Annotated in this window: 18 protein-coding genes; 3 read left to right on the top strand and 15 right to left on the bottom strand. The window is 42.0% G+C overall.

The genetic code is table 11. The features are described from left to right. Positions 1-246 precede the first annotated feature (246 nt). From fdx to prlC, 11 genes are all read right to left on the bottom strand, one after another. Positions 247-585: an ISC system 2Fe-2S type ferredoxin gene (fdx, locus tag AABI99_RS00545; RefSeq protein WP_338362620.1), complete on the bottom strand. Its 339-nt coding sequence runs from the start codon at positions 583-585 to the stop codon at positions 247-249. A 10-nt stretch (positions 586-595) separates the two neighbouring features. Beyond that, positions 596-2,458: a Fe-S protein assembly chaperone HscA gene (gene hscA, locus AABI99_RS00550; protein ID WP_338362621.1), complete on the bottom strand. Its 1,863-nt coding sequence runs from the start codon at positions 2,456-2,458 to the stop codon at positions 596-598. Between the two features lie 41 nt (positions 2,459-2,499). Further along, a complete protein-coding gene (hscB, locus tag AABI99_RS00555) occupies positions 2,500-3,027 on the bottom strand; it encodes a co-chaperone HscB (protein WP_338362622.1) in 528 nt (175 codons plus the stop codon). A gap of 81 nt (positions 3,028-3,108) precedes the next feature. After that, on the bottom strand, positions 3,109-3,432 hold the full coding sequence (gene iscA, locus AABI99_RS00560; RefSeq protein ID WP_338362623.1) for an iron-sulfur cluster assembly protein IscA: 324 nt from the start codon (positions 3,430-3,432) through the stop codon (positions 3,109-3,111). Between the two features lie 9 nt (positions 3,433-3,441). After that, on the bottom strand, positions 3,442-3,825 hold the full coding sequence (iscU, locus tag AABI99_RS00565; protein WP_338362624.1) for a Fe-S cluster assembly scaffold IscU: 384 nt from the start codon (positions 3,823-3,825) through the stop codon (positions 3,442-3,444). Positions 3,826-3,867: 42 nt separating this feature from the next. Further along, positions 3,868-5,085 carry an IscS subfamily cysteine desulfurase gene (locus AABI99_RS00570; RefSeq protein ID WP_338362625.1) on the bottom strand — a complete coding sequence of 406 codons (1,218 nt, stop codon included), beginning with the start codon at positions 5,083-5,085 and terminating at the stop codon, positions 3,868-3,870. A 24-nt stretch (positions 5,086-5,109) separates the two neighbouring features. Further along, positions 5,110-5,601, bottom strand: a complete 492-nt coding sequence (iscR, locus tag AABI99_RS00575) for a Fe-S cluster assembly transcriptional regulator IscR (RefSeq protein ID WP_338362626.1) — start codon at positions 5,599-5,601, stop codon at positions 5,110-5,112. A 219-nt stretch (positions 5,602-5,820) separates the two neighbouring features. Further along, the gene (gene trmJ / locus AABI99_RS00580; RefSeq protein ID WP_338362627.1) at positions 5,821-6,549 is read right to left on the bottom strand and encodes a tRNA (cytosine(32)/uridine(32)-2'-O)-methyltransferase TrmJ; all 729 of its coding nucleotides are present in this window, start codon (positions 6,547-6,549) and stop codon (positions 5,821-5,823) included. Between the two features lie 99 nt (positions 6,550-6,648). After that, positions 6,649-7,404 (bottom strand): class I SAM-dependent methyltransferase, encoded by a 756-nt coding sequence (locus AABI99_RS00585; protein ID WP_338362628.1) that lies wholly within the window; start codon positions 7,402-7,404, stop codon positions 6,649-6,651. A gap of 50 nt (positions 7,405-7,454) precedes the next feature. Next, a complete protein-coding gene (locus AABI99_RS00590; RefSeq protein WP_338362629.1) occupies positions 7,455-8,636 on the bottom strand; it encodes a response regulator in 1,182 nt (393 codons plus the stop codon). Between the two features lie 131 nt (positions 8,637-8,767). After that, positions 8,768-10,819: an oligopeptidase A gene (gene prlC / locus AABI99_RS00595; RefSeq protein WP_338362630.1), complete on the bottom strand. Its 2,052-nt coding sequence runs from the start codon at positions 10,817-10,819 to the stop codon at positions 8,768-8,770. Positions 10,820-11,044: 225 nt separating this feature from the next. On the opposite strand from prlC, the gene gorA reads away from it, so the two are divergent. From gorA to AABI99_RS00610, 3 genes are all read left to right on the top strand, one after another. Further along, positions 11,045-12,406, top strand: a complete 1,362-nt coding sequence (gorA, locus tag AABI99_RS00600) for a glutathione-disulfide reductase (RefSeq protein ID WP_338362631.1) — start codon at positions 11,045-11,047, stop codon at positions 12,404-12,406. Positions 12,407-12,661: 255 nt separating this feature from the next. Beyond that, on the top strand, positions 12,662-13,291 hold the full coding sequence (locus AABI99_RS00605) for a hypothetical protein (RefSeq protein WP_338362632.1): 630 nt from the start codon (positions 12,662-12,664) through the stop codon (positions 13,289-13,291). Positions 13,292-13,385: 94 nt separating this feature from the next. Further along, positions 13,386-14,222: a mechanosensitive ion channel family protein gene (locus AABI99_RS00610; RefSeq protein WP_338362633.1), complete on the top strand. Its 837-nt coding sequence runs from the start codon at positions 13,386-13,388 to the stop codon at positions 14,220-14,222. A 48-nt stretch (positions 14,223-14,270) separates the two neighbouring features. On the opposite strand, the gene tldD is transcribed toward AABI99_RS00610, so the two are convergent. Genes tldD through rng form a run of 4 tightly spaced genes read right to left on the bottom strand, consistent with a single transcriptional unit; the run spans position 14,271 to position 21,860 of the window. After that, positions 14,271-15,710 carry a metalloprotease TldD gene (gene tldD, locus AABI99_RS00615; protein ID WP_338362634.1) on the bottom strand — a complete coding sequence of 480 codons (1,440 nt, stop codon included), beginning with the start codon at positions 15,708-15,710 and terminating at the stop codon, positions 14,271-14,273. After that, the gene (locus AABI99_RS00620) at positions 15,707-16,534 is read right to left on the bottom strand and encodes a carbon-nitrogen hydrolase family protein (RefSeq protein ID WP_338362635.1); all 828 of its coding nucleotides are present in this window, start codon (positions 16,532-16,534) and stop codon (positions 15,707-15,709) included. Before AABI99_RS00620 ends, tldD begins: the two co-directional genes overlap by 4 nt. After that, positions 16,531-20,388, bottom strand: coding sequence for a YhdP family protein (locus AABI99_RS00625; RefSeq protein WP_338362636.1), 3,858 nt, complete (start codon positions 20,386-20,388; stop codon positions 16,531-16,533). The genes AABI99_RS00620 and AABI99_RS00625 overlap by 4 nt, the downstream gene beginning before the upstream one ends. Continuing rightward, positions 20,388-21,860, bottom strand: a complete 1,473-nt coding sequence (rng, locus tag AABI99_RS00630) for a ribonuclease G (RefSeq protein ID WP_338362637.1) — start codon at positions 21,858-21,860, stop codon at positions 20,388-20,390. The genes AABI99_RS00625 and rng overlap by 1 nt, the downstream gene beginning before the upstream one ends. Position 21,861: the final 1 nt, after the last annotated feature.

A 21,861-nucleotide genomic window follows, 5' to 3' on the forward strand; every position in this document is an offset into this window, starting at 1 on the left:
CTATCAGCTATCAGCTATCAGCTATCAGCTATCAGCTATCAGCTATCAGCTATCATCTATCAGCTATCAGCTATCAAAAGCTAAAAAATCGAGAAATAGATGTAAAGCTACTTCAGTTTATTAACACAAATAACTAAACCTTCATCTCGAGCAACTAAAAACTAACGGCTGAAAGCGCTAAAACAAAAAACCGCTGTAGAGACCAAGCAACTACAGCGGTTTTTATTAAATCAAAGCCGTTAAGAATTAATGCTCTTCATTAACGATATTGAGATTGTACTTAGGGATTTCAACCACTAAGTCTTCATCTCTTATTACTGCTTGGCAGCCTAAACGAGATTCTGGCTCTAAGCCCCATGCTTTATCTAACATGTCGTCTTCTAGCTCGTCGCTTTCATCTAGTGAATCAAAGCCTTCGCGAATTACTAAGTGGCACGTGGTACATGCACACGACTTTTCACATGCATGGGGAATGCTTATGCCATTTTTTAAGGCCACATCTAGGACTGTTTCGCCCGCTGGCGCTTCTAGTGCTGCACCGTCAGGACATAATTCCGGATGGGGAAGAAAAATAATTTGTGGCATTCTAACCTCTTTAAACGTTGTCTACTGACTGCCCTGTAAGGGCTTTTTTAATTGATGCATCCATTCTGCGCGAGGCAAAATCGCTGCTAGCGTTATCTACTTTTTCAATTGCTGCTTTAATATCACTTGGCTGTGTCGCTGTTTCACGTATTTTTGCAAGCTCGCTTATTTCAGCTTTTAAATTAGCAAGTTGAATATCATCGAGCAAATCGCCATCACTAGCAAGTGATGCTTCTAGTGCTTCAATAACACGCAGTGCTTCTACTTGTTGCTCTTTAAGCATACGTGCTTGCATGTCGTCTTTAGCATTGCTCATTGACTCTTTAAGCATATTGGCAACTTGGTCATCAGATAAGCCAAACGATGGTTTAACTTGGATCTCAGCTTGTACGCCTGTGGATTTTTCCATAGCCGATACACTTAATAAGCCATCTGCATCCACTTTAAAAGTAACACGTATATGCGCAGCGCCTGCTGCCATTGCCGGTATACCTTTTAAACTAAATTTAGCTAACGAGCGGCAATCATCTACAAGCTCGCGTTCACCTTGAAGTACATGTAAAGACATGGCTGTTTGGCCATCTTTAAACGTAGTAAATTCTTGTGCACGAGCAACAGGTATTGTGGTATTGCGCGGAATTATTTTTTCAACTAATCCACCCATGGTTTCAAGGCCAAGCGACAATGGTAATACATCAAGTAATAACATGTCAGAATCTGGCTTGTTGCCCACTAATACGTCAGCTTGTAGCGCAGCACCTAATGCAACAACCCGATCTGGGTCGATCGAGGTAAGCGGCTCTTTTGCAAAAAAGCTTTCCACTTGGCTGCGAACCAGTGGCATACGTGTAGAACCACCCACCATAACGACTTGCAGTACTTCTTCGTTTTCGATGCCTGCATCTTTTACAGCACGGCGACACGAACGAAGTGTTTTTTTAACCAGCGGCATAGCCAGCTCATCAAAGGTTTCGCGTGTGACTTCTACAGTGTATTTTTGCTCATCAAACTCAAGCACGACATTCACTTTTGCGTACTGGCTTAATGCCTCTTTACAGGCTTTTGCTTTATTAATAAATAAACGAAGCACTGAGGGTGCTAACGACGAAATACCTGTTTGCTGCTTAAAGTAATCAACGAGTAATGAGTCAAAATCATCGCCACCTAGGCTAGAGTCGCCACCTGTAGCCATAACTTCAAACACACCTTGGTGCAAGCGCAAGATTGAAATATCAAAGGTGCCGCCACCTAAATCGTAAACAGCAATAATGCCTTCTTGGCCCGAGTCTAACCCATAAGCGACTGCCGCAGCGGTTGGCTCGTTTAATAAGCGCAATACGTTAATTCCTGCAAGCTCTGCAGCATCTTTAGTGCTTTGGCGCTGTGCGTCATCAAAGTAGGCAGGTACGGTAATAACAGCACCTAAAATTTCCTGATTACCAAAGCTTTGCTCGGCACGCGCTTTAAGCGCCGATAAAATGTGGCTAGATGCTTTCACTGGGCTGATTTTTCCAGCTTCGGTTTCAATAGCAAGTGAGCCGTTATCCTCGCAAAATTGGTAGGGTAGCTGGCCGTAGCTTTGTTCAATTTCAGCCTGCGTTTTACCTAAAAAGCGCTTTACTGAAATAAGCGTATTGGCTGGATCTTGAGTCGCTGCTTGGGCAGCATCAGTACCTACCGTTATACCACCGGCTTGATAGCGTACAACTGATGGCAACATAGCTGCGCCATGCTCATCTGTTAATGTGCGGCTTTCGCCACTTTGTACCGTTGCAACCAATGAATTAGTGGTACCTAGGTCAATACCTATTGCTAATTTATGTTCATGTGGTGCCGCGCTCTGCCCCGGCTCAGCAATTTGCAATAATGCCATAATGCTCTTTAAACTCGTGTTGCTCGCTTTACAGCAAGTAATTAATCGTCAAATAAACTGTCTTCAATGCGCTCAAGTTCGTCTTGCAGCTTATATACAAACTTTAATTTGCGAATGTTGTCGGCAGCGAGTTGATATTGCGCCTCATCGTTGCTCGCAAGCTGCTTGGCAAGCTCACTACTGTATTGAGCTTTTAGTTGTTTTATTTGTGATTCAAAATTAGTAATAGCAGTATCTGGATCATTTGCAGACTCTAGCTCTTCGAGCTCTTCTCGCAGTTCCATTTGTTGCATTAAAAATGAGGGATCTTGCAAGGTTTGTTGCTCAGCACGAATATCAACCCCAAGTTCGCTAAGCATATACTCTGCGCGCTTTACCGGGTGCTTGAGCGTTTGTAGTGCATCGTTAATTTCAGCAGTACTTTGTACAGCCATTAACTTATCACGGCTGCTCGAATTAGCGTGGCGATCAGGGTGTACTGCACGCTGCAACTCAAGGTAGTGCTTATTTATTGTCGCCAAGTCGATATTGTAATCAACGGGTATTGCAAATAACTCGAAATAACGCATAACTTTAACCAATATAATTCACAAATAATAAAGCCCTACAATCACTGGCAGGGCTTATAAATACTACAAAGGTAGTTGAGCTTAAACAGTAAAGCTTTCGCCACAACCACACTCATCGGCTTGATTTGGGTTATTAAATTTAAACCCTTCATTTAAACCTTCTTTAGTGTAGTCAAGCTCAGTGCCATCAATGTAAACCAAGCTCTTTGCATCAACAATTAAGGTAACGCCTTTGGCTGCAAAGGTTTCATCGTCTTCGTTTAGCTCATCAACAAACTCAAGTACATAAGCAAGACCTGAACAGCCCGTCGTTTTAATGCCAACGCGCAGGCCTATGCCTTTTCCGCGGTTTGCTAAAAATGATTGTACACGGTTTGCTGCCGCATCTGTCAATGTCACTGCCATGAGACTCTCTTACTTTGCTTGTTTGCTTTTGTAATCAGAAATTGCTGCTTGAATTGCATCTTCGGCTAAAATTGAACAGTGGATTTTCACTGGTGGTAATTCAAGCTCTGCACTGATATCAGTGTTTTTAATGGTTGCAGCTTCATCTAATGTTTTACCTTTTACCCACTCTGTTACAAGCGAAGATGAGGCAATTGCACTACCACAGCCGTATGTTTTGAATTTTGCATCTTCAATAACGCCTTCAGACGATACTTTAATTTGCAGTTTCATTACGTCACCACATGCTGGTGCGCCAACCATACCCGTTGCCACTGACGGATCATTTTTGTCTAGAACACCCACGTTGCGTGGGTTTTCTACGTGGTCGATTACTTTATCACTATAAGCCATAATTCTATCCTCATTACCTGCTACGGTAGATGCTCACACGTATTAGTGGTGAGCCCATTCAACTGAATCTAAATCAATACCATCTTGATGCATTTCCCATAAAGGAGACATCTCGCGTAGGCGACCGATAGAGTTTTTGATTAACTCAACGGTGTAATCAATCTCTTCTTCGGTAGTAAAACGACCAATACTAAAACGAATTGAGCTGTGTGCTAGTTCGTCGTTACGACCAAGTGCGCGTAATACATATGAAGGCTCTAAGCTTGCTGATGTACATGCAGAACCCGATGATACCGCAATATCTTTTACTGCCATAAGTAGCGATTCACCTTCAACAAAGTTGAAGCTTATATTCACAATACCTGGTACTGATTGGTCTTGTGCGCCGTTAAAATATACTTCATCCATATCAGACATAATGCCATCGATTAAGCGTTTACGTAATGCGCTGATATGTGCATGGTCTTTTTCAAAATCTTGCTTAGCGATTCTAAATGCTGCACCCATACCTACAAGCTGATGCGTTGCAAGTGTACCCGAGCGCATACCACGCTCATGACCACCACCGTGCATTTGCGCTTCTAAGCGTGCACGTGGTTTACGACGAACATAAAGCGCACCAACACCTTTAGGGCCGTATACTTTGTGGCCTGAAAACGACATAAAATCAACTTTAAGCTGTTGTACGTCGATGAGTACTTTACCCGCGCTTTGCGCAGCATCTACGTGAAACATAATCTTACGTTCACGACACATTTCGCCAATCGTATTGATGTCTTGGATAACACCTAGCTCGTTGTTAACGTGCATGATGCTAACAAGCACCGTGTCTTCACGCATAGTTTCTTCAAGCTTTTTAAGATCTAATAGGCCGTTTTCTTCAACGTCCATGTAGGTTACTTCAAAGCCTTGGCGCTCAAGCTCACGACATGTGTCGATTACAGCTTTGTGCTCAGTTTTAGCGGTAATAACATGCTTACCTTTCTTTTTGTAAAACTGTGCTGCACCTTTAATTGCAAGGTTATTTGATTCTGTAGCGCCCGAGGTGAAAACAATTTCACGCGGATCTGCATTAATTAAATCGGCAATGTCTGTGCGCGCTTGGTCAACGACTTCTTCAGCTTGCCAACCAAAACGGTGCGAACGTGACGCAGGATTACCAAAATTACCGTCCATTGTCAGGCATTGCATCATCTCTTTTGCAACACGCTCGTCAACAGGCGTAGTCGCTGCGTAATCTAAATAAATCGGTAACTTCATTTCTCTCTCCGCTATAGGTCAACGTTATAGTTGACAGCTTACTTGAATGTTTTCCAACTGCTTAATTGCATTATTGATGCTGTTATCTTGGCGAGATGCGATTGCTTTCACATCTGACTTTTCTACCAATTCAGCTAAGGTAATATTATTTAAAAACTCTTCGATGCGTGCGCTTAAATCAGACCATAAGCTATGAGTTAAACAACGCATACCACTTTGACACCCGGTATCGGCACCTTGACAACGTGTTGCATCTACCGATTCGTCTACCGCATTGATTACATCACCAACAGAGATAACCGCAGCTTCTCGGCCTAGCAAATAACCCCCGCCAGGACCACGAACCGAGCTAACTAAACCGTTTTTACGTAAACGGGCAAATAATTGCTCAAGGTAAGACAAAGAAATTTCTTGCCTTTGTGAAATATCAGCAAGGGCTACAGGGCCTACACTCGCATGTAGTGCAACATCCAGCATAGCTGTTACGGCATATCTGCCTTTTGATGTTAACTTCATAACGCCCCCCGCACAAAAGAGTGCAAATTTTAATTACCAGAGTAAAATAGTCAAGTATTATCACTTGATAAAAATTTGATTAAGAACCTTGTTCTATTAACAAACTTTTAATACTTGACCTTTTTGGTCAAGTATTAGGTGTATTGTAATTACCTGAGTGTTTTAGTCAAGTATTAGCTGATTATTTACCCGCAGGTTTTTATAACCAATTGCTATAGCTTACTTAGGAATAGATTTATTAATTGAGGTAAGAATGCCGCGCAGTATGTTTAGCTCTGCCTCTTCTGGGCGAGCTCGGTTAAACAAACGACGTAACTTCGTCATTACTAAGCCTGGATGCTGTTTTATGATAAAGCCCGTGTTATTAAGCGTTTCTTCAAGGTGCTCATAAAATAGCTCTGTTTGTTTTGAACTTGGGTAAGCTACCTCGTCCTCTGCTTGCTCTACTTTTGGCTGCTGATTTAAAAATGCCATACGTGTTTCGTAGCTTAGTGTTTGCACGGCCATAGCTAAATTAAGCGAGCTATATTCAGGATTTGCAGGAATGCATACATGGTAGTTACACAGTTGTAGCTCCTCGTTGGTCAATCCGCTATTTTCACGGCCAAATACAAGTGCTACTGGGCCATTCGCCGCCTCAGCGACTAGTTTTTCACCACACTCACGTGGTTCAACCATAGGCCAAGACAACGTGCGCGAACGAGCACTTGTACCAATGGTTAACGCACAATCGGCAATAGCGTCTGCCACAGTGTCAACAACAACGGCATTGCCTAAAACATCGGTTGCGCCCGCTGCTAAGGCGCTTGCATGGCTGTCTATTTCACACGCAGGATCCACTAAATAAAGTTTTGATAAGCCCATGGTTTTCATCGCGCGAGCCGCCGAACCAATGTTGCCTGAGTGAGAAGTGTTAACTAAAACGATGCGAATATCATCTAAGATCATTGCTATGCTACTTTACTGTGCCAAAAAATTGTGCGAATTCTAACATAAAAGCGCATTAAGATCCTAGATCCTTAAAACCGATCAACACGCCAAACGCCGTTATACCATAGCCGCTTTTACATACACGTCAAAACGGTTCTTCTTTGTTTTAATTTGCATACTGGGAGTTTGATTGTTCAGAAACGGCGCGTAATCAGGGCGTTTAACAACAACACGTTTACTAGCAAGTGGATAAGCAAACTCTAGCAAGTCATCGGCATCGGTATCGGCGCCAACAAGCTCTTGAAATACTCGCATTTCTTTTTTAACTAACGCTGATTTTTCTCGGTGTGGAAACATAGGATCTAAATACACGACATCGGGCATACTCTCACACTGTTCTAACAGCGTGTGGCTTGAGCCAAATACTAAGCTCATATTTTGCTGCATCCATTGGCCTATTTCTGCATCGTTGTATGCACGCTTTAAGCCATCAAATAATAGAGCAGCTACCACAGGGTGGCGTTCATGCAGTATAACTTTACATCCCAGTGACGCTAATACAAAGCCATCACGACCAAGCCCTGCGGTGGCATCTAGTACAACAGGGGTTGCGCCTTTGTTTAACCCTACCGCTTTTGCGATTGACTGACCTTTACCACCACCAAATTTTCGCCTGTGAGCAACAGCGCCTGTAACAAAGTCTACGTTTATTGCGCCAAGTTTAGGTTCATCGCTTTTTAAAAGGCTCAGACCTTTATCGTCATAATGTAGAGTAAAGCCGCTACAACTTTGCGCCCATTGGGCTAAGTTAAAACGCGTTTCTAGCTCATTTAAATACGGGCGACACTCTTTAAAAGCACACTGAATAACCACGACACACTCCGACGAAAAATTTCAGCTGCAGTATAACAAGCGTTAACGCACTAAAATAGCTCTATATCGCTTTGGTGCGCAAGACTATGTGAGCTGGCCTCTTCTACTTTTGAGCGTAAACTGCACAGTAATTCGTTGCGGCTCTCGGTCACTTGTTTAAGCTGGTATTTTATAAATGCTAGATCACTATTTGCGGTCACTAACAGCTGCATAGTTTCGTCTAATTGAGACATGTATAAGGTTAAATCTGCAGGGTTTGCCTGTGCTTGTGTTTGTTTAATAGCGCAGTTTAGTTCATGCAGCTGCTCTATAAACTGCCTAGTGTAGTCATTCTGTACAACATTTTGGCTGGTAAGTTGCTTTACAATATCTTGCAAAGCGGTGCTGATTTGCGTGGCTTGCTCAAAGCTATTTTCGTTTCTTTCCATAGCAACGACCTTTTCGTTTGTCACCTCGAGTATGTGCGGAAATAAGTCTTTATAGCGGCCGTACAAAGCACGATCCTCAATAGGCATATTTTTGATTAACAAAGAGAGTTTGGGGTAATTTATAATGGTACTACTGCCAATATCAACAAAGCGCTCTGCATTGCGGTGCTGCTCTAAAAGCTCTTGCTCAAGCGGGCAAACTCCTGATTCCAAACTATAAAAAAAACTATTGCCTTGATACCAAAACACCACAACAACATCTAAATTTAATGGCCCAAAAAACGCTAAAAAATGCTCACTTAGCGATTGAAAGTTATGACAGTGGTAACTTTGCGCCACAAACCTGACTATCCGTCCCATATCTCCAGACTCAGCTAAAGCCATAGCGGCGGTAGTTTGTGCTTTAGCCACATCAAACCTTAGCTTTTTGCACTGCTGTCGGTACTCATAAAGTACTTTAATTCGTGCCATTAATTCTTCGGTATTAAAGGGTTTTATAATGTAGTCAGATGCGCCAACGCTGTAACCTTTAACTCTATCACTAAGCTCAACTTTAGAGGATAGAAACATAACCGCTATATCGTGTGTTAACTCATCCTCTTTTAACGCTTGGCACACTTGGTAGCCGGACTTACCGGGCATTTCTATATCGAGTAAAATGATATCTGGTGTGTGTTGTTTAGCTAGTTTAAGTCCTTGTTCGCCATCTTTGGCGTGAATAAGCTTACAAAAGCCCGCTAAAGCCTCCTCTATAATTCGATGAACATATAAGTCGTCATCAATTGTTAGTACTACCTTTGCCATGCCTTAGTCCATTTTACTGTGTATACATAAAGCATAGTACGAGAGGTTAAAATTACTAAAAACAATTGGCCAATATATTAAAAAACATAAAAAAAGCGCCATATAGGCGCTTTATAAGGTTAAGTAGTTGTTTATGCAGCTATACCACTGTGACGCAACAAAGCATCAACATTTGGCTCGCGACCACGAAACTTTTTAAATAATGCCATAGGCTCTTCACTACCACCTTTTTCTAAAATATTTTCTAAAAAGGCTTTACCTGTCTCGGCATTAAAAATACCGTCTTCTTCAAATTTAGAAAATGCGTCGGCAGAGAGTACCTCAGCCCACTTGTACGAGTAGTAACCGGCGCTGTAGCCACCTGCAAAAATATGACTAAAGCCATGTTGAAAACGATTAAACTCAGGCGGATTTACTACCGACGTGCGACTGCGTACATCATTTAGCGTTGCCTGAATTTGACACGATTGATTTGCTTGGTAATCGTGGTGAATTCTAAAGTCGAACAACGAAAACTCAATTTGACGCAGCATTTGCATACCAGAATTGTAGTTTTTAGCAGCTAGTAGCTTATCAAGTAGCTCTTTTGGTAATGGCTCTCCACTTTCAAAATGGCCTGAAATAAAGCTCAACGCTTCTTCATCGTAGCACCAGTTTTCTAAAAATTGGCTTGGTAGTTCTACGGCATCCCATGCCACACCGTTAATACCCGCAACAGGCGCAGCATCAACTTGGGTAAGCATGTGGTGAATACCATGACCAAATTCGTGAAAAAGTGTGGTTACTTCGTCATGTGTAAATAGCGCCGGTTTGTCGCCTACCGCTTTATTAAAGTTACACACTAAGTACGCAACAGGTGTTTGTAACTCACCGTTGGCGCGTATTTTACGCCCCATACAGTCATCCATCCACGCACCGCCACGTTTGCGCTCACGTGCATACAAGTCAAGGTAAAAACGACCGCGTAATGTGTTTTTGCTGTCAAAAATTTCAAAAAAGCGTACATCGTTGTGATAACTATCAAAGTCGCTTACTTCTTTTACTTTAATACCAAATAAGCGATTAACGGTTTCAAATAAACCACTAAGTACTTTATCTGCAGGGAAGTAAGGGCGCAGTACTTCATCTGAAATTGCGTATTTTTCTTGCTTGAGTTTTTCGCTGTAATAACCAAAATCCCATGCTTGAAGCTCAGATATACCGTGTTTTTGCTCGGCATAGGCTTTTAGCTCTGCCACTTCTTGCTCTGCTTGTGGCTTAGACTTAGCGGCTAAATCTTCTAAAAAAGAGAAAACTTGCGCTGGCGATTCGGCCATTTTAGTTGCTAATGATTTTTCAGCGTAGTTATTAAACCCTAACAGCTGCGCTAGTTCATGGCGAAGTGCAAGCTCTTCTTCCATTATGGCTGAATTATCAAACTCACCTGCATTAGGGCCTTGATCTGAAGCGCGGGTGCAAAATGCCGTGTAGGTTTCTTTGCGCAGTTCGCGGTCATCTGCGTAGGTCATAATTGGCAAATAAGACGGAAAATCAAGTGTAAATACCCAGCCGTCTAAGCCTTTGCTTTTCGCTGTTTCGCTGGCAAGCGCTAACGCCGACTCTGGCAAGCCTGCCAATTGGCTTTCATCGGTAATGTGTTTATGCCATGCAAGTGTTGCATCCATTACGTTGTTGCCAAACTTAGAAGCAAGTTCAGATAAACGCGTGCTAATTTCGCCATAGCGCTTTTGATCGTCTGCTGATAAGGCAATGCCTGAAAGTTTAAAATCACGTAGGGCGTTAGTTATAGTTTTTTGTTGCGCAGTGCTCAGAGTTTTAAATTCATCGCTGTTAAAAAGCGTATTATACGCCTCGTACAGGCCTTGATGCTGCCCGACAAATGTTGAGTACTCAGATATTAGCGGTAGGCATTGTTCGTAGGCTTCACGCAGCTCGTCGTTATTCATCACTGAATTAAGGTGCGACACCGGTGAAAACATACGCGAGAGTTTGTCATCGGCTTCTTCAAGGGGTAGTACTAAATCATTCCATGTAAACGAGCCTTTGGCTAACACGTCATCGATGGCTTTACGACATTGCTCTATACCGTGCTTTAGTGCCGGTACTACGTACTCTGGCTTTATTTTTGAAAACGGGGGTAAGCCTTCAAGGCCAATGAGTGGATTTGTTTGTGCTTCGCTCATGAATTTTCTCAATTTATTTGACTATGAATTTGAAGTTGGGGCAAAACGTTGAAATACAAGCCTCCATTAATGGGTCTAATATAGCTTAGGTTGAAACTGATCGGCACAATAAAGGATTTCGTTTGTTGTGTTTATCGGCTTTTTAGCGTGTTGTGCTGGGTGACTTGCACTTAGCATATGCTATCATCGGCACATTATAGTTAAATATATTTTTGAGGATTAAACATGGCTCAGCATTTTGATTACATTGCGATTGGTGGTGGTAGTGGTGGTATTGCCTCTGCTAACCGTGCAGCAATGCGTGGCGCTAAAGTAGCGCTTATCGAAGCAAAACACATGGGTGGCACCTGTGTGAATGTAGGCTGTGTGCCTAAAAAAGTAATGTGGCATGGCGCACAAGTTGCTGAAGCAATTAATTTATATGCACCGGATTATGGCTTTAATGTAGAAGTAAAAGACTTTAACTGGAGCAAGTTAGTCGAAAGCCGTGAAGCTTACATAAGCCGTATTCATAAAGGATATGACAATGGTTTAGCAAACAACGGTGTAACCGTAATTAATGGTTTTGCTAAATTTGTTGATAACAAAACCGTAGAAGTAAACGGCGAGCATTACACAGCTGATCATATTTTGATTGCAGTAGGTGGACGCCCGCATACACCTAATATCCCAGGTGCTGAGTACGGTATAGATTCAAATGGCTTTTTTGAGCTTACAGAGCAACCAAAGCGAGTGGCAGTCATTGGCGCAGGCTATATTGCTGTAGAGCTTGCCGGTGTATTGCATGGCCTAGGTACTGAAACTCACTTATTTGTGCGCAAACATGCACCGCTTCGTAATTTTGATACGCTACTGGTTGATACTCTAGTAGATATCATGAAAAAAGAAGGCCCAACACTACACACCGAATGCTCGCCTAAAGAAGTGGTTAAAGAGAGTGATGGTAGCTTAACTATACATTTTGAAAATGGTTACAGCCAAAACGTTGACCAAGTTATTTGGGCAATTGGTCGTGAGCCAAGCACCGATGTAATTAACATTGCAGTTACAGGGGTTGAGCTAAATAGCTCTGGTTATGTAAAAGTAGATGAATATCAAAATACAAACGTACCTGGCATTTATGCTGTAGGCGATATTATTGAGCACGGTATTGAACTTACACCTGTCGCTGTAAAAGCCGGCCGTACCTTATCAGAGCGTTTATTTAATAAAGACCTGCCTGATGATTTAAAAATGGATTATAGCCTTGTACCTACCGTGGTATTTAGTCACCCACCTATCGGTACTATTGGTGAAACCGAGCAAGAAGCGATTGCTCGCCATGGCGAAGAAAACGTAAAAGTGTACAAGTCGGGCTTTGCTGCAATGTACACTGCCGTAACGCAGCATCGCCAACCGTGTGCCATGAAGCTGGTATGTGTAGGCCCTGAAGAAAAAGTTGTTGGTTTACACGGCATTGGTTTTGCCGTTGATGAAATGATTCAAGGCTTTGCGGTAGCAATGAAAATGGGCGCAACTAAAGCTGATTTTGATGCGGTTGTTGCGCTGCACCCAACAGGCTCTGAAGAGTTTGTTACTATGCGCTAAGCGCAGGCCTGTTATAATTTTAAAAGCCCTTGCTCTGTTTGAGTAAGGGCTTTTTTATGCCGTGTGCATTTATACCAATACTACACAACTGATTAACCCAATACACCACAAACAACACACAGGGTATACATCTAACCCATTAATTTAACTATATAAATTTTAGACCTCAAAATATTTAAAAAGTTTCGATAATGTTTTGGCTTTTAGCTTATTTTGTAATTACACTCCGCGCATTGTTTTCTATTTGAGCTTATTATGTTTTTACTGCGATCGTTTATCTACTTACTGTGCTTAGCAGGTGTAGCTTTTTTAATCCAGCTTGAAGGCTTTGATTTACAGCAAAACGCACTCTACAGTGAAGAAACGCTTACTGAACACATGCAAGATATTTTAACGCTTCTAAGTTCTATTTTGTTTTTTTATGCCTCACGTATCAATTCACAACTTAAGATAGCCTGCGTATCATTAGCGTCCCTAACGGCAATGATGTTCGTAAGAGAATTTGATACATACCTTGATATGTATGTGTTTGATGGCGCATGGCAAACTATTGTGTACACTCTGTTAGCCTTGATAATACTGTATTTAGTCACTCAAAAAGGGCATATTTATAGCTCCCTAAAAGCGTATGCACATACACCAAGCTATGGTATTTGCTTATCTGGCTTGGTTACTTTACTAGCGTTCTCAAGAATGATGGGAAAAGGTGAGTTTTGGCAAGCGGTTATGGCAGAGCATTATGTACGTGTGGTTAAAAACATTATTGAGGAAGGCATAGAAACCCTAGGCTACACGCTTATTTTTATCGCTGCTATTGAGCTTGTATTGTTTTGCCAAAAACACGCTAAACACGCGCAGGATTCTATTACACAGCGAGCAGCCTAGCTGTAAATAAGTCATTTTATACAGGTTAAATTTGCTAATTTGTTTGATTACTCAATATACTTAGCGTGCTTATTTTTACAACTATTTGGATGTTATGCTCACAGACATACTCATGCACCCTTTTTTAGTTTCTGTACTCGTACTTGCCATCGCGTTTGTACTTAAAGTACTGCTTGATAAACTAGCAAGAAACCGCGCAGAAAAAAAAGAAAAAGACATTCGTTACATCACCCATAACATTAAGCACTTTATTAATTTTGTTATGGTGCTGTCGCTTTTGTTTGTATGGTCTACCGAAATACAAAATTTTGCACTGTCTATTGCCGCGTTTGCGGTGGCTATTGTGCTTGCAACGCGCGAGTTTATACAGTGTGTTATTGGTTTTTTTTACCTTGTTACAACACGCCCATTTAAAGTCGGTGATTGGATACAAGTAGGTGATTACTTTGGCGAAGTAGCTGAGACTGATTGGATAAAAACCACATTACATGAAATTGATATGCATACATATCAGTTTTCTCGTAAAACAATTTACATCCCTAATAATAAGCTTATAACCAGCTCAATCAAAAACTTAAATTTTGTAAAACGCTTTACCACGCACCATTTTACAATTGTAAGAAGAGAAAGCTTTAACCCTTATCCTATTTATGAGGCACTAAACGAAAAAGCGAAGCTATTTTGTAAAGAGTTTGAGGAGGTTGCTAGCCGCTATAACTCAATGATAGAGCGCAAGTTAGATGCTAAAATTTCTGGGCCTGAACCCGTAATACATTTTAGTACCACGGAGCTTGGTGAGTTTAAAGCTAACTTTACACTGTTTTGCCCAACTCATAACGCCTTGGAGATTGAGCATAAGTTAACTGAGTGTTTTATGAACTTGTGGTACGAAGAAGCGAAGAAAAACAAAGAAACAAAAAGCGAGGCTTAAGCCTCGCTCATATAACTTTTAAAGCACAAATTGCTTCGCGCTATTGTTTTATGCGGTGCCGCCTACTGTAAGTTGGTCTACTTTAAGACTTGGTTGGCCTACCCCTACCGGCACGCTTTGGCCATCTTTACCACACACGCCTACGCCTTTATCAAGCGCTAAATCGTTACCCACCATAGAAATGTGCTGCATAACCTCTGGGCCATTACCAATTAGCGTTGCGCCTTTAATTGGCTGGGTAATTTTACCGTTTTCAATTAAATACGCCTCTGATGCGCTAAATACAAACTTACCTGAAGTTATATCTACTTGGCCGCCACCAAAATTTGGGGCAAACACCCCTTTTTTAACTGAGCTGATAATATCGGCTTGGCTGTGCTCGCCACCTAACATATAGGTGTTAGTCATACGTGGCATAGGTAAATGCGCATACGACTCACGACGTGCATTACCTGTTGGGTTTACGCCCATTAAACGCGCATTGAGCTTATCTTGCATGTAGCCTTTTAATATACCGTTCTCGATGAGTACGTTATAAGCTGCAGGTGTGCCTTCATCGTCAACATTAAGTGAACCACGGCGATCAGCCATGGTGCCATCATCCACTACAGTACACAGCTCAGATGCAACTTTTTGCCCTACTTTACCGCTAAATGCCGACGCGCCTTTACGGTTAAAGTCGCCTTCAAGGCCGTGCCCTACTGCTTCGTGTAACAACACGCCTGGCCAACCATTACCAAGTACAACTTCCATTGTGCCAGCGGGTGCATCAATTGCCTCTAGGTTTACTTTAGCTTGGCGTACGGCTTCTTCGGCAAAGCCCATCCAGCGCGGCTTGCCTTCAACTAGCTCTTTAAAATAACCATAATCTAAACGTGCACCGCCCCCTGCGCCACCGCGTTCACGGCGGCCATTTTTTTCAAGCAAAACGGAGCAGTTTAAACGAATAAGCGGGCGTATGTCGGTTGCAAAGGTACCATCGCTGGCAGCAATTAATACTTCTTCGTATACCGCCGACATTGAGCTAATTACTTGCTGTGCATCAGGGGCAAGTTCGCGAATGTAGTTTTCAAGCTCACGTAGTAAACTCACTTTGTCGCTGTCACTCATGCTTGATATGGGCTGATGCGGTGCAAATTGCGCTTTTGCTTTCACGTCGCTAAACACTTTAATGGTTTTATCTGCGCCCGCATCAGCAATGCTACGAGCTGCGGTTGCCGCTTTGTTTAACGCTTCAAGGTTAATGGCATCAGAGTAAGAAAAGCCCGTTTTTTCGCCACTAACGGCACGTACACCTACGCCGCGCTCAACGTTGTAAGAGCCTTCTTTTATTAAACCGTCTTCAAGTACCCATGACTCATGATGGCTTGATTGAAAGTATAAATCGGCGTAGTCCACTTTGTGCTGATGAATATACCCTAGCGTTTTTTCGAGTTCTTCTCGATTTAGCTGGCTGTCGTGTAATAAATGCTGTTCAACCGAATTCATAATAAATGCTCTCTAAATCGTTGATGAGATTGCACAGGCATATCTCGTCTAATTTTATTTAACTGGTTTAGATCAGCGTAACCGCTAATAAACCCGACCCCGTTTTCACGTGTAGCTAATTGCTCACCCCACGGAGAAATAATCATACTGTGGCCGTATGTTTGGCGACCATTTTGATGCGTTCCATACTGCGCCGCTGCAACAACGTAACATTGTGTTTCTATTGCTCGCGCTGTTAACAATGGCTGCCAATGTGCTTGCCCGGTAGGGACTGTAAACGCACTAGGTACTAACATTATTTCAGCCCCTTGGCGCGCAAGTGCATTAAACAATCCACTAAAGCGCAAATCATAACATACTGTTAAGCCAATTTTGCCAAATGGTGTAGCAACCACTACAACATCATCACCGGATTGGGTAAAGTCTGACTCTCGATAGCTGGCGGTTTTATCCGCCACATCAACGTCAAATAAGTGCATTTTGTTATACGTAGCAACGCATTCACCTTGCTCATTGAATAAATGCGAAGCTGCATAGTATTTATTATTTTTGCTTGGCTCGGGGACAGTGCCCGTATTTAACCAAATAGCATGCTTTTTACAGAGTAAACTTAATTGCTTTTTATAGTGGCTAATGCGCTTAGCAACCTTTAACGTCTCATGGCCACTTTTACTAAATACTAAAAACGCTTCGGGTAGGCACACAAGCAAAGGCCTAGCTGCGGGTAGTTTATTTAATGCATTGGCAAGGGTTGCCATGTTTTCATCGGGGTTGGTGCCTGAGCACATTTGCAAAGCAACTATATTAGGGCTTACTGTACTCATTGTGCTGCTTTTACCGCTGCATCTTTAAGTGTAAGCGTGCTAGTTGCTTGCGGCTGATTTTGTGCAGCTTGCGGTAAGGTAACCTCCTTACTTTTGCGATCAAGCTCTTGCACTACAGGGTCATTCATTTTACCCGTTACCTTAAAGTTAATTTCTGAGATCACCCTTGCTGAATGAATAACTTTATCAAGCGCGAGTGCCGCAAGCCCCGTAACAGGGTTGACCATCCAAGCCACAATGACTGGAATGCTTGATGTTACTTGTGGTGCCACAGCTAAATCGTAATCGATTTCTAGGGTATTTAAATTAGCATAGCCGTTAATGGTTAAATCGGCTGGTACGCCATCCATTTTGGTATTTTTAGTGTAGGCTATGCCTTTATCTAACTGCATAGAGCCTTTTAAATTGTTATAAAAAAAACCTTTTGAAAATACATCTCTAAAGTCGAGTTTTAATTTACGTACTAACGAATCAAGGCTGAGTAGTGAAAAAACACGTGCGCCACCATCGCTTATTTCAGCAATGTGCCCTTCACCTAAGTTCCATTTAACTTCACCGCCTAAACTCGGTATATCAAAATCATACGGGGCACCTTGCCATGCAAGGGTGTAGTTAATATCAGCCTTTGAGTCTTTTATTGCAGTAGTGATATCAAACTCGTTAAATAAAGCACCTATATCATCACTTTTAAGCTCACCATCAAATTGTGTAAAGCCGCCTTGCCATTGCCCCTTGGTATGTAAAATATGATCGCCCTTATCAACCACAAGCTCAGAAATAGTCAGCTTATCACCTTCACCAACTAGCGAAGCGCTAACCTGATCAAGCTGATAACTGGCCACTTTACAATCTGCACATTCAAACTCTATTGCAGGTATTTTATTAAGCCATGCTAAGTCTTGCTCTGGCAGTACATCAATGTTCTCAAGATCTTCCTCTACTTTAGGTGCAAAATTAAGCCTTAAGTAATCACTATTAATACGTATTGGTTGGCTGGGTTGAGAGCTTGGAATAAACACGCCGGCGCGAAGCTCTTTGGCATTGAGCTTTAAATATAAATCGTTTTGTTGTGGTGCTAAGCGCATTTCAAAATCGTTAAAAATAATGTCGCTCACGTTCACCTTGTCAATATGCGCAACCACTTCATTTAATGGCGGCATAATACCGGGAGATTGCTGCTCAGGTTTAGCTTTAGCGGCTTTAATAATTTGGTCGATTAATTCAAACCATGCTTCTAGTTGTGTTTGCTCAAGGTTGATATTAACGCTAAAATCTTTTTGGTTTAGTCCTAAATCTTGCTCACCGAGTACGATATGCATATTGCTAAATTGCGGCTGGCCATTTTCTAAAATCGCATTAAAATAAAGCTGTTGATTAGCATTAGCTGTAATAAGGTTTGAGATATCATCACCTTGCACAACGCCACTCAGCGGCCAAATTTGCTCACTAGTTTTGTTATATGGTGCAGGTAATGTGCTTGTTAAGCCACGCAGCTCTGAGCTAACTTGAGCGCGATAATTAAAGCCTTGTTCGGTAAAATTAAGGGTAAGGCCTATATCAACGTCACTTTGCCCATTTAGGTAGCCTTTCAGCACGCCTTGCGCTTGGGTTGTTAGTGTATCTGCATTTAAAAGCGCCGTTATATCAATATTAGCGGTGTACTGCTGTGCTTCGCTTTGACTACGGTAGTCAATACTCAGCGGCATTCCCAACCAAGTAGCGCTAGCGTTTTGCATGCTAATTGTATCGTTTTCAAAACTAAGCTCGCCGTTTAATTTTTCAAGCGCAATACCTGGAGCCGAAATATAAACAGGTAAATCGTTTAGTTTTACTTTGCCGCTTACACTGGCTCCGCCTTTAAATTTAGAGCCAATTAAAAGCGTGACACTTGCATCGGCTTCCCCTTTGCCCTGTACCACTTCAAAAATATTAGCTAGGGGGTTTGCAATCGGCGTGGCGGCAAAAAAGTCGTACAGTTTTTCCATTTGCGCACGTTTATCTATTTGTACAATGAGTTCATCAGCATTCATTAAGTCAGCAATACTGACTTGCACGCTATCGCCTACTTCTAAATTAACTAACTGGCCTTGCTGGCTATAAATATCCATACGTTCGTTAGCAAAATGCAGTTGTACGTTTGCATTAGTAACTGCTGGCCAATTGGGGTCAAACGCGTATGTTGCATTATCTATTTGCGCGAGTACATCGAATTGGCCGCTGCCATCTGTGAAAGGAAAACCTGAAAGCGGGCCCGCAAATAATACTTGCGCTTTAGCTACTTCGCCCCCTTTTATTGCGCCGTTTAAGTAGCTTACAAGTTGAGGGCTCATTGCCTTTAAAGGAAAATAGTGACCTGCTACGGTGGCATCATCGGCATAGGCTTCTGCGTAAAGATCTAAACGGGGATCGTCGCTAAGGTTTACATTTAGTTCAGCCGCTAAGGTCACTTCGTTATTATCAAACCAAATATTATTGCTACTTACACGCCAGTAATTATCTATTTTTGCTAAATCCAGATCGATATTAATTTGGTTGTAATCAATATTTTTACTGAAGCTATCGCCGGTTATTAAAGTGCCGTTTTCACCAAATATTTGTACTCGCCCGCGCTGCTGATTTATTAGCCCAGATACTCTAAGCGCTTGCGCTGCAGGAATACCTGACACTTCTTGCCAGCCAATATTATTTGCTGAAAACCAAAGCTGCCACATTTCATTTGGGTTGAGCTCTAGGTAGGCTTGATCAATAAAACCACTTGGTTTGCGGTTTAAAAGTGGCTGTAATGCTTCAAAATTAGTTAACGAAGCCAAGTTACCCAGTAAAGAAAGATCAACCTGCTGCAGCCACACTTTATTGTGCTTACCTAAGTTGGCCTCAAATTCTAGACTTGGCCAGGTTGTATCGTTATTACTAAATGCTAAGCCCGTGCTTTTTAAGTGCCAAGCGTTTGCCTCAGGAAATAAATGAAATCCCCCTTCGCTTAAACTTACTTGCTTAGCTTGCTGGCCATTTTGCCAATGAACAAAACTGGGTAACCACTGCATTTTTACATCGCTGATAAAACCATTTTCGAGCTTAAGCCAAGACTTTAAGTTTATGTCAGTGTAAAGCTGTTGTTTTTCAGTATTAATATATTGCGCTAACCAGTTAGATACATCTACGCTATTTGCTTGTACGTAAATATCACCTGCAATTTGCTCTATGGTTTTACCGCTTAGTGCGATACGTGCGTCAAAGCTTCCAACACTAATGCCAGGCAAGGCCAGACTACCACTTCCTAGGTGTTGTTTTTCTTGGTTTTGCCATACTATGTTTTCGAGTAGCAGCTTACGCTCTTTGCCATCTTCTAAAATAAAATTAATGCTCGAATTTTCAATCGCAAAGTGGCCTGTGTCACCTAAAAACAGCTCTTCAATTAACTCCTTTTGTTCAAACGAGACATCCTCATTATTGGAGTTATTCAACAAGTTTTGAATATTTACGCTAGTGTGAAAGCCATTAATTACAAAGTAATTAGACTTGAGCTGAAAAGCTTTAATGCTCTCCCATAAATTAAGCTCTAGGCTGGTTTTGGCTATAGTAAGTGATATAGGGGCAGTTTCGTTGTCTTTAAACGATAAATCTTCTAACACCAAGGCAGGGCCGGCACCATGCCAACTGGCAGAGATTGCGCCAATAGAAAGACTAATGGCAAATTTATCGTGCAGGTAGGCTTCTATATCGCCTTTGTAGTCGTTTGCATAAGGTAAGGTGTACTTTAAAATAGAAACAATTACGGCCAGTAATACTAAAATTATGGCGCAGGTTTGCCATAACTTTCTAAAACAAAAAAAACAGACCGCTTTCGTTTTCATTACATCATTACCACATCAAACTGCTCTTGGCTGTATAGGCTCTCTGTTTGGATATTGACCTGCTTACCAATAAATAGTTCAAGTTCGGCTAGGTTATGGTACTCGTCGTTGAGTAAGGCTTCACTTACCGCAGGCGCTGCATAGACCATAAATTTATCAGCATCGTAAGCACGATTAACACGCACTATTTCGCGCAGTATTTCGTAACATACGGTTTCAACTGTTTTTTGTGAGCCACGCCCTGAGCAAGCAGGACACACATCACACAAAATATGCTCAAGGCTTTCTCGGGTACGCTTTCGGGTCATTTCGACTAAGCCTAATGCGCTTAAGCCATTTATATTAGCTTTTGCACGGTCTTTAGATAACGCAGTTTCTAATGAGTGCAGTACTCTGCGTTTATGATCCTCGCTGATCATATCGATAAAATCGATAATAATAATGCCGCCTAAATTACGCAATCGTAGCTGCCTAGCTATGGCTGATGTGGCCTCAACATTGGTATTAAAAATGGTCTCTTCTAAGTTGCGATGCCCTACAAACGCGCCGGTATTCACATCAACCGTGGTCATCGCCTCGGTTTGGTCGATAATTAAATAACCGCCTGACTTGAGTGTAACTTTACGATGTAGCGCTTTTTGAATTTCAGTTTCAACGTCAAATAAATCAAAAATTGGGCGCTCGCCAGGGTAGTACTCAAGTGCCTGCGACAGTAACGGCACAAACTCTTCAGTAAACAGCTTTAGTTCTTGGTAGGTTAGCTTAGAGTCAACCCTAATGCGTTCCATATCTTCCCCTACGTAATCGCGTAGGGTTCTAAACGCAAGTGTTAAGTCTTCGTGTAATATACTGGCTTTATTGGTTTTTTGTCGGCGTGATACAATTTTTTGCCACAGCTTTTGTAAAAATTCAGCATCGTGTCTTAGCTCTGCCTCACTTGCTCCCTCAGCTGCTGTACGAACAATAAAACTGCCGTTATCGTCGCCATACTCTGCTACTATTTTTTTAAGGCGTGCACGCTCTTCTTCAGTCTCTATACGCTGGCTTACGCCAACATGGGTCGCGTCTGGCATAAATACTAAATAACGCGAAGGAATCGTAATATCAGTCGTCAGACGAGCGCCTTTAGTGCCAAGAGGATCTTTGACCACTTGCACCATAATGTATTGGCCTTGACGTACCAGCTCACGGATATCTTGTACTTTTTTAATGGGTTCGTCATCAACCCCCTCAACTATTGAGGCACTATTAACTATGTCTGATGCATGTAAAAAAGCGGCTTTTTCTAATCCAATATCAACAAACGCAGCTTGCATACCTGGTAGTACGCGACTTATTTTGCCAAGGTAAATATTACCTACAATCCCTAAGTTGCCAATTCGCTCTAGTTGAATTTCTTGTAATACACCGTTTTCTATTAAGGCAACACGGCTTTCACTTGGTGTGACATTTATTAATAGCTCTGTACTCATG

Origin of the sequence: uncultured Pseudoalteromonas sp. (genome assembly GCF_963922945.1) — a bacterium.
Taxonomy (GTDB): domain Bacteria; phylum Pseudomonadota; class Gammaproteobacteria; order Enterobacterales; family Alteromonadaceae; genus Pseudoalteromonas.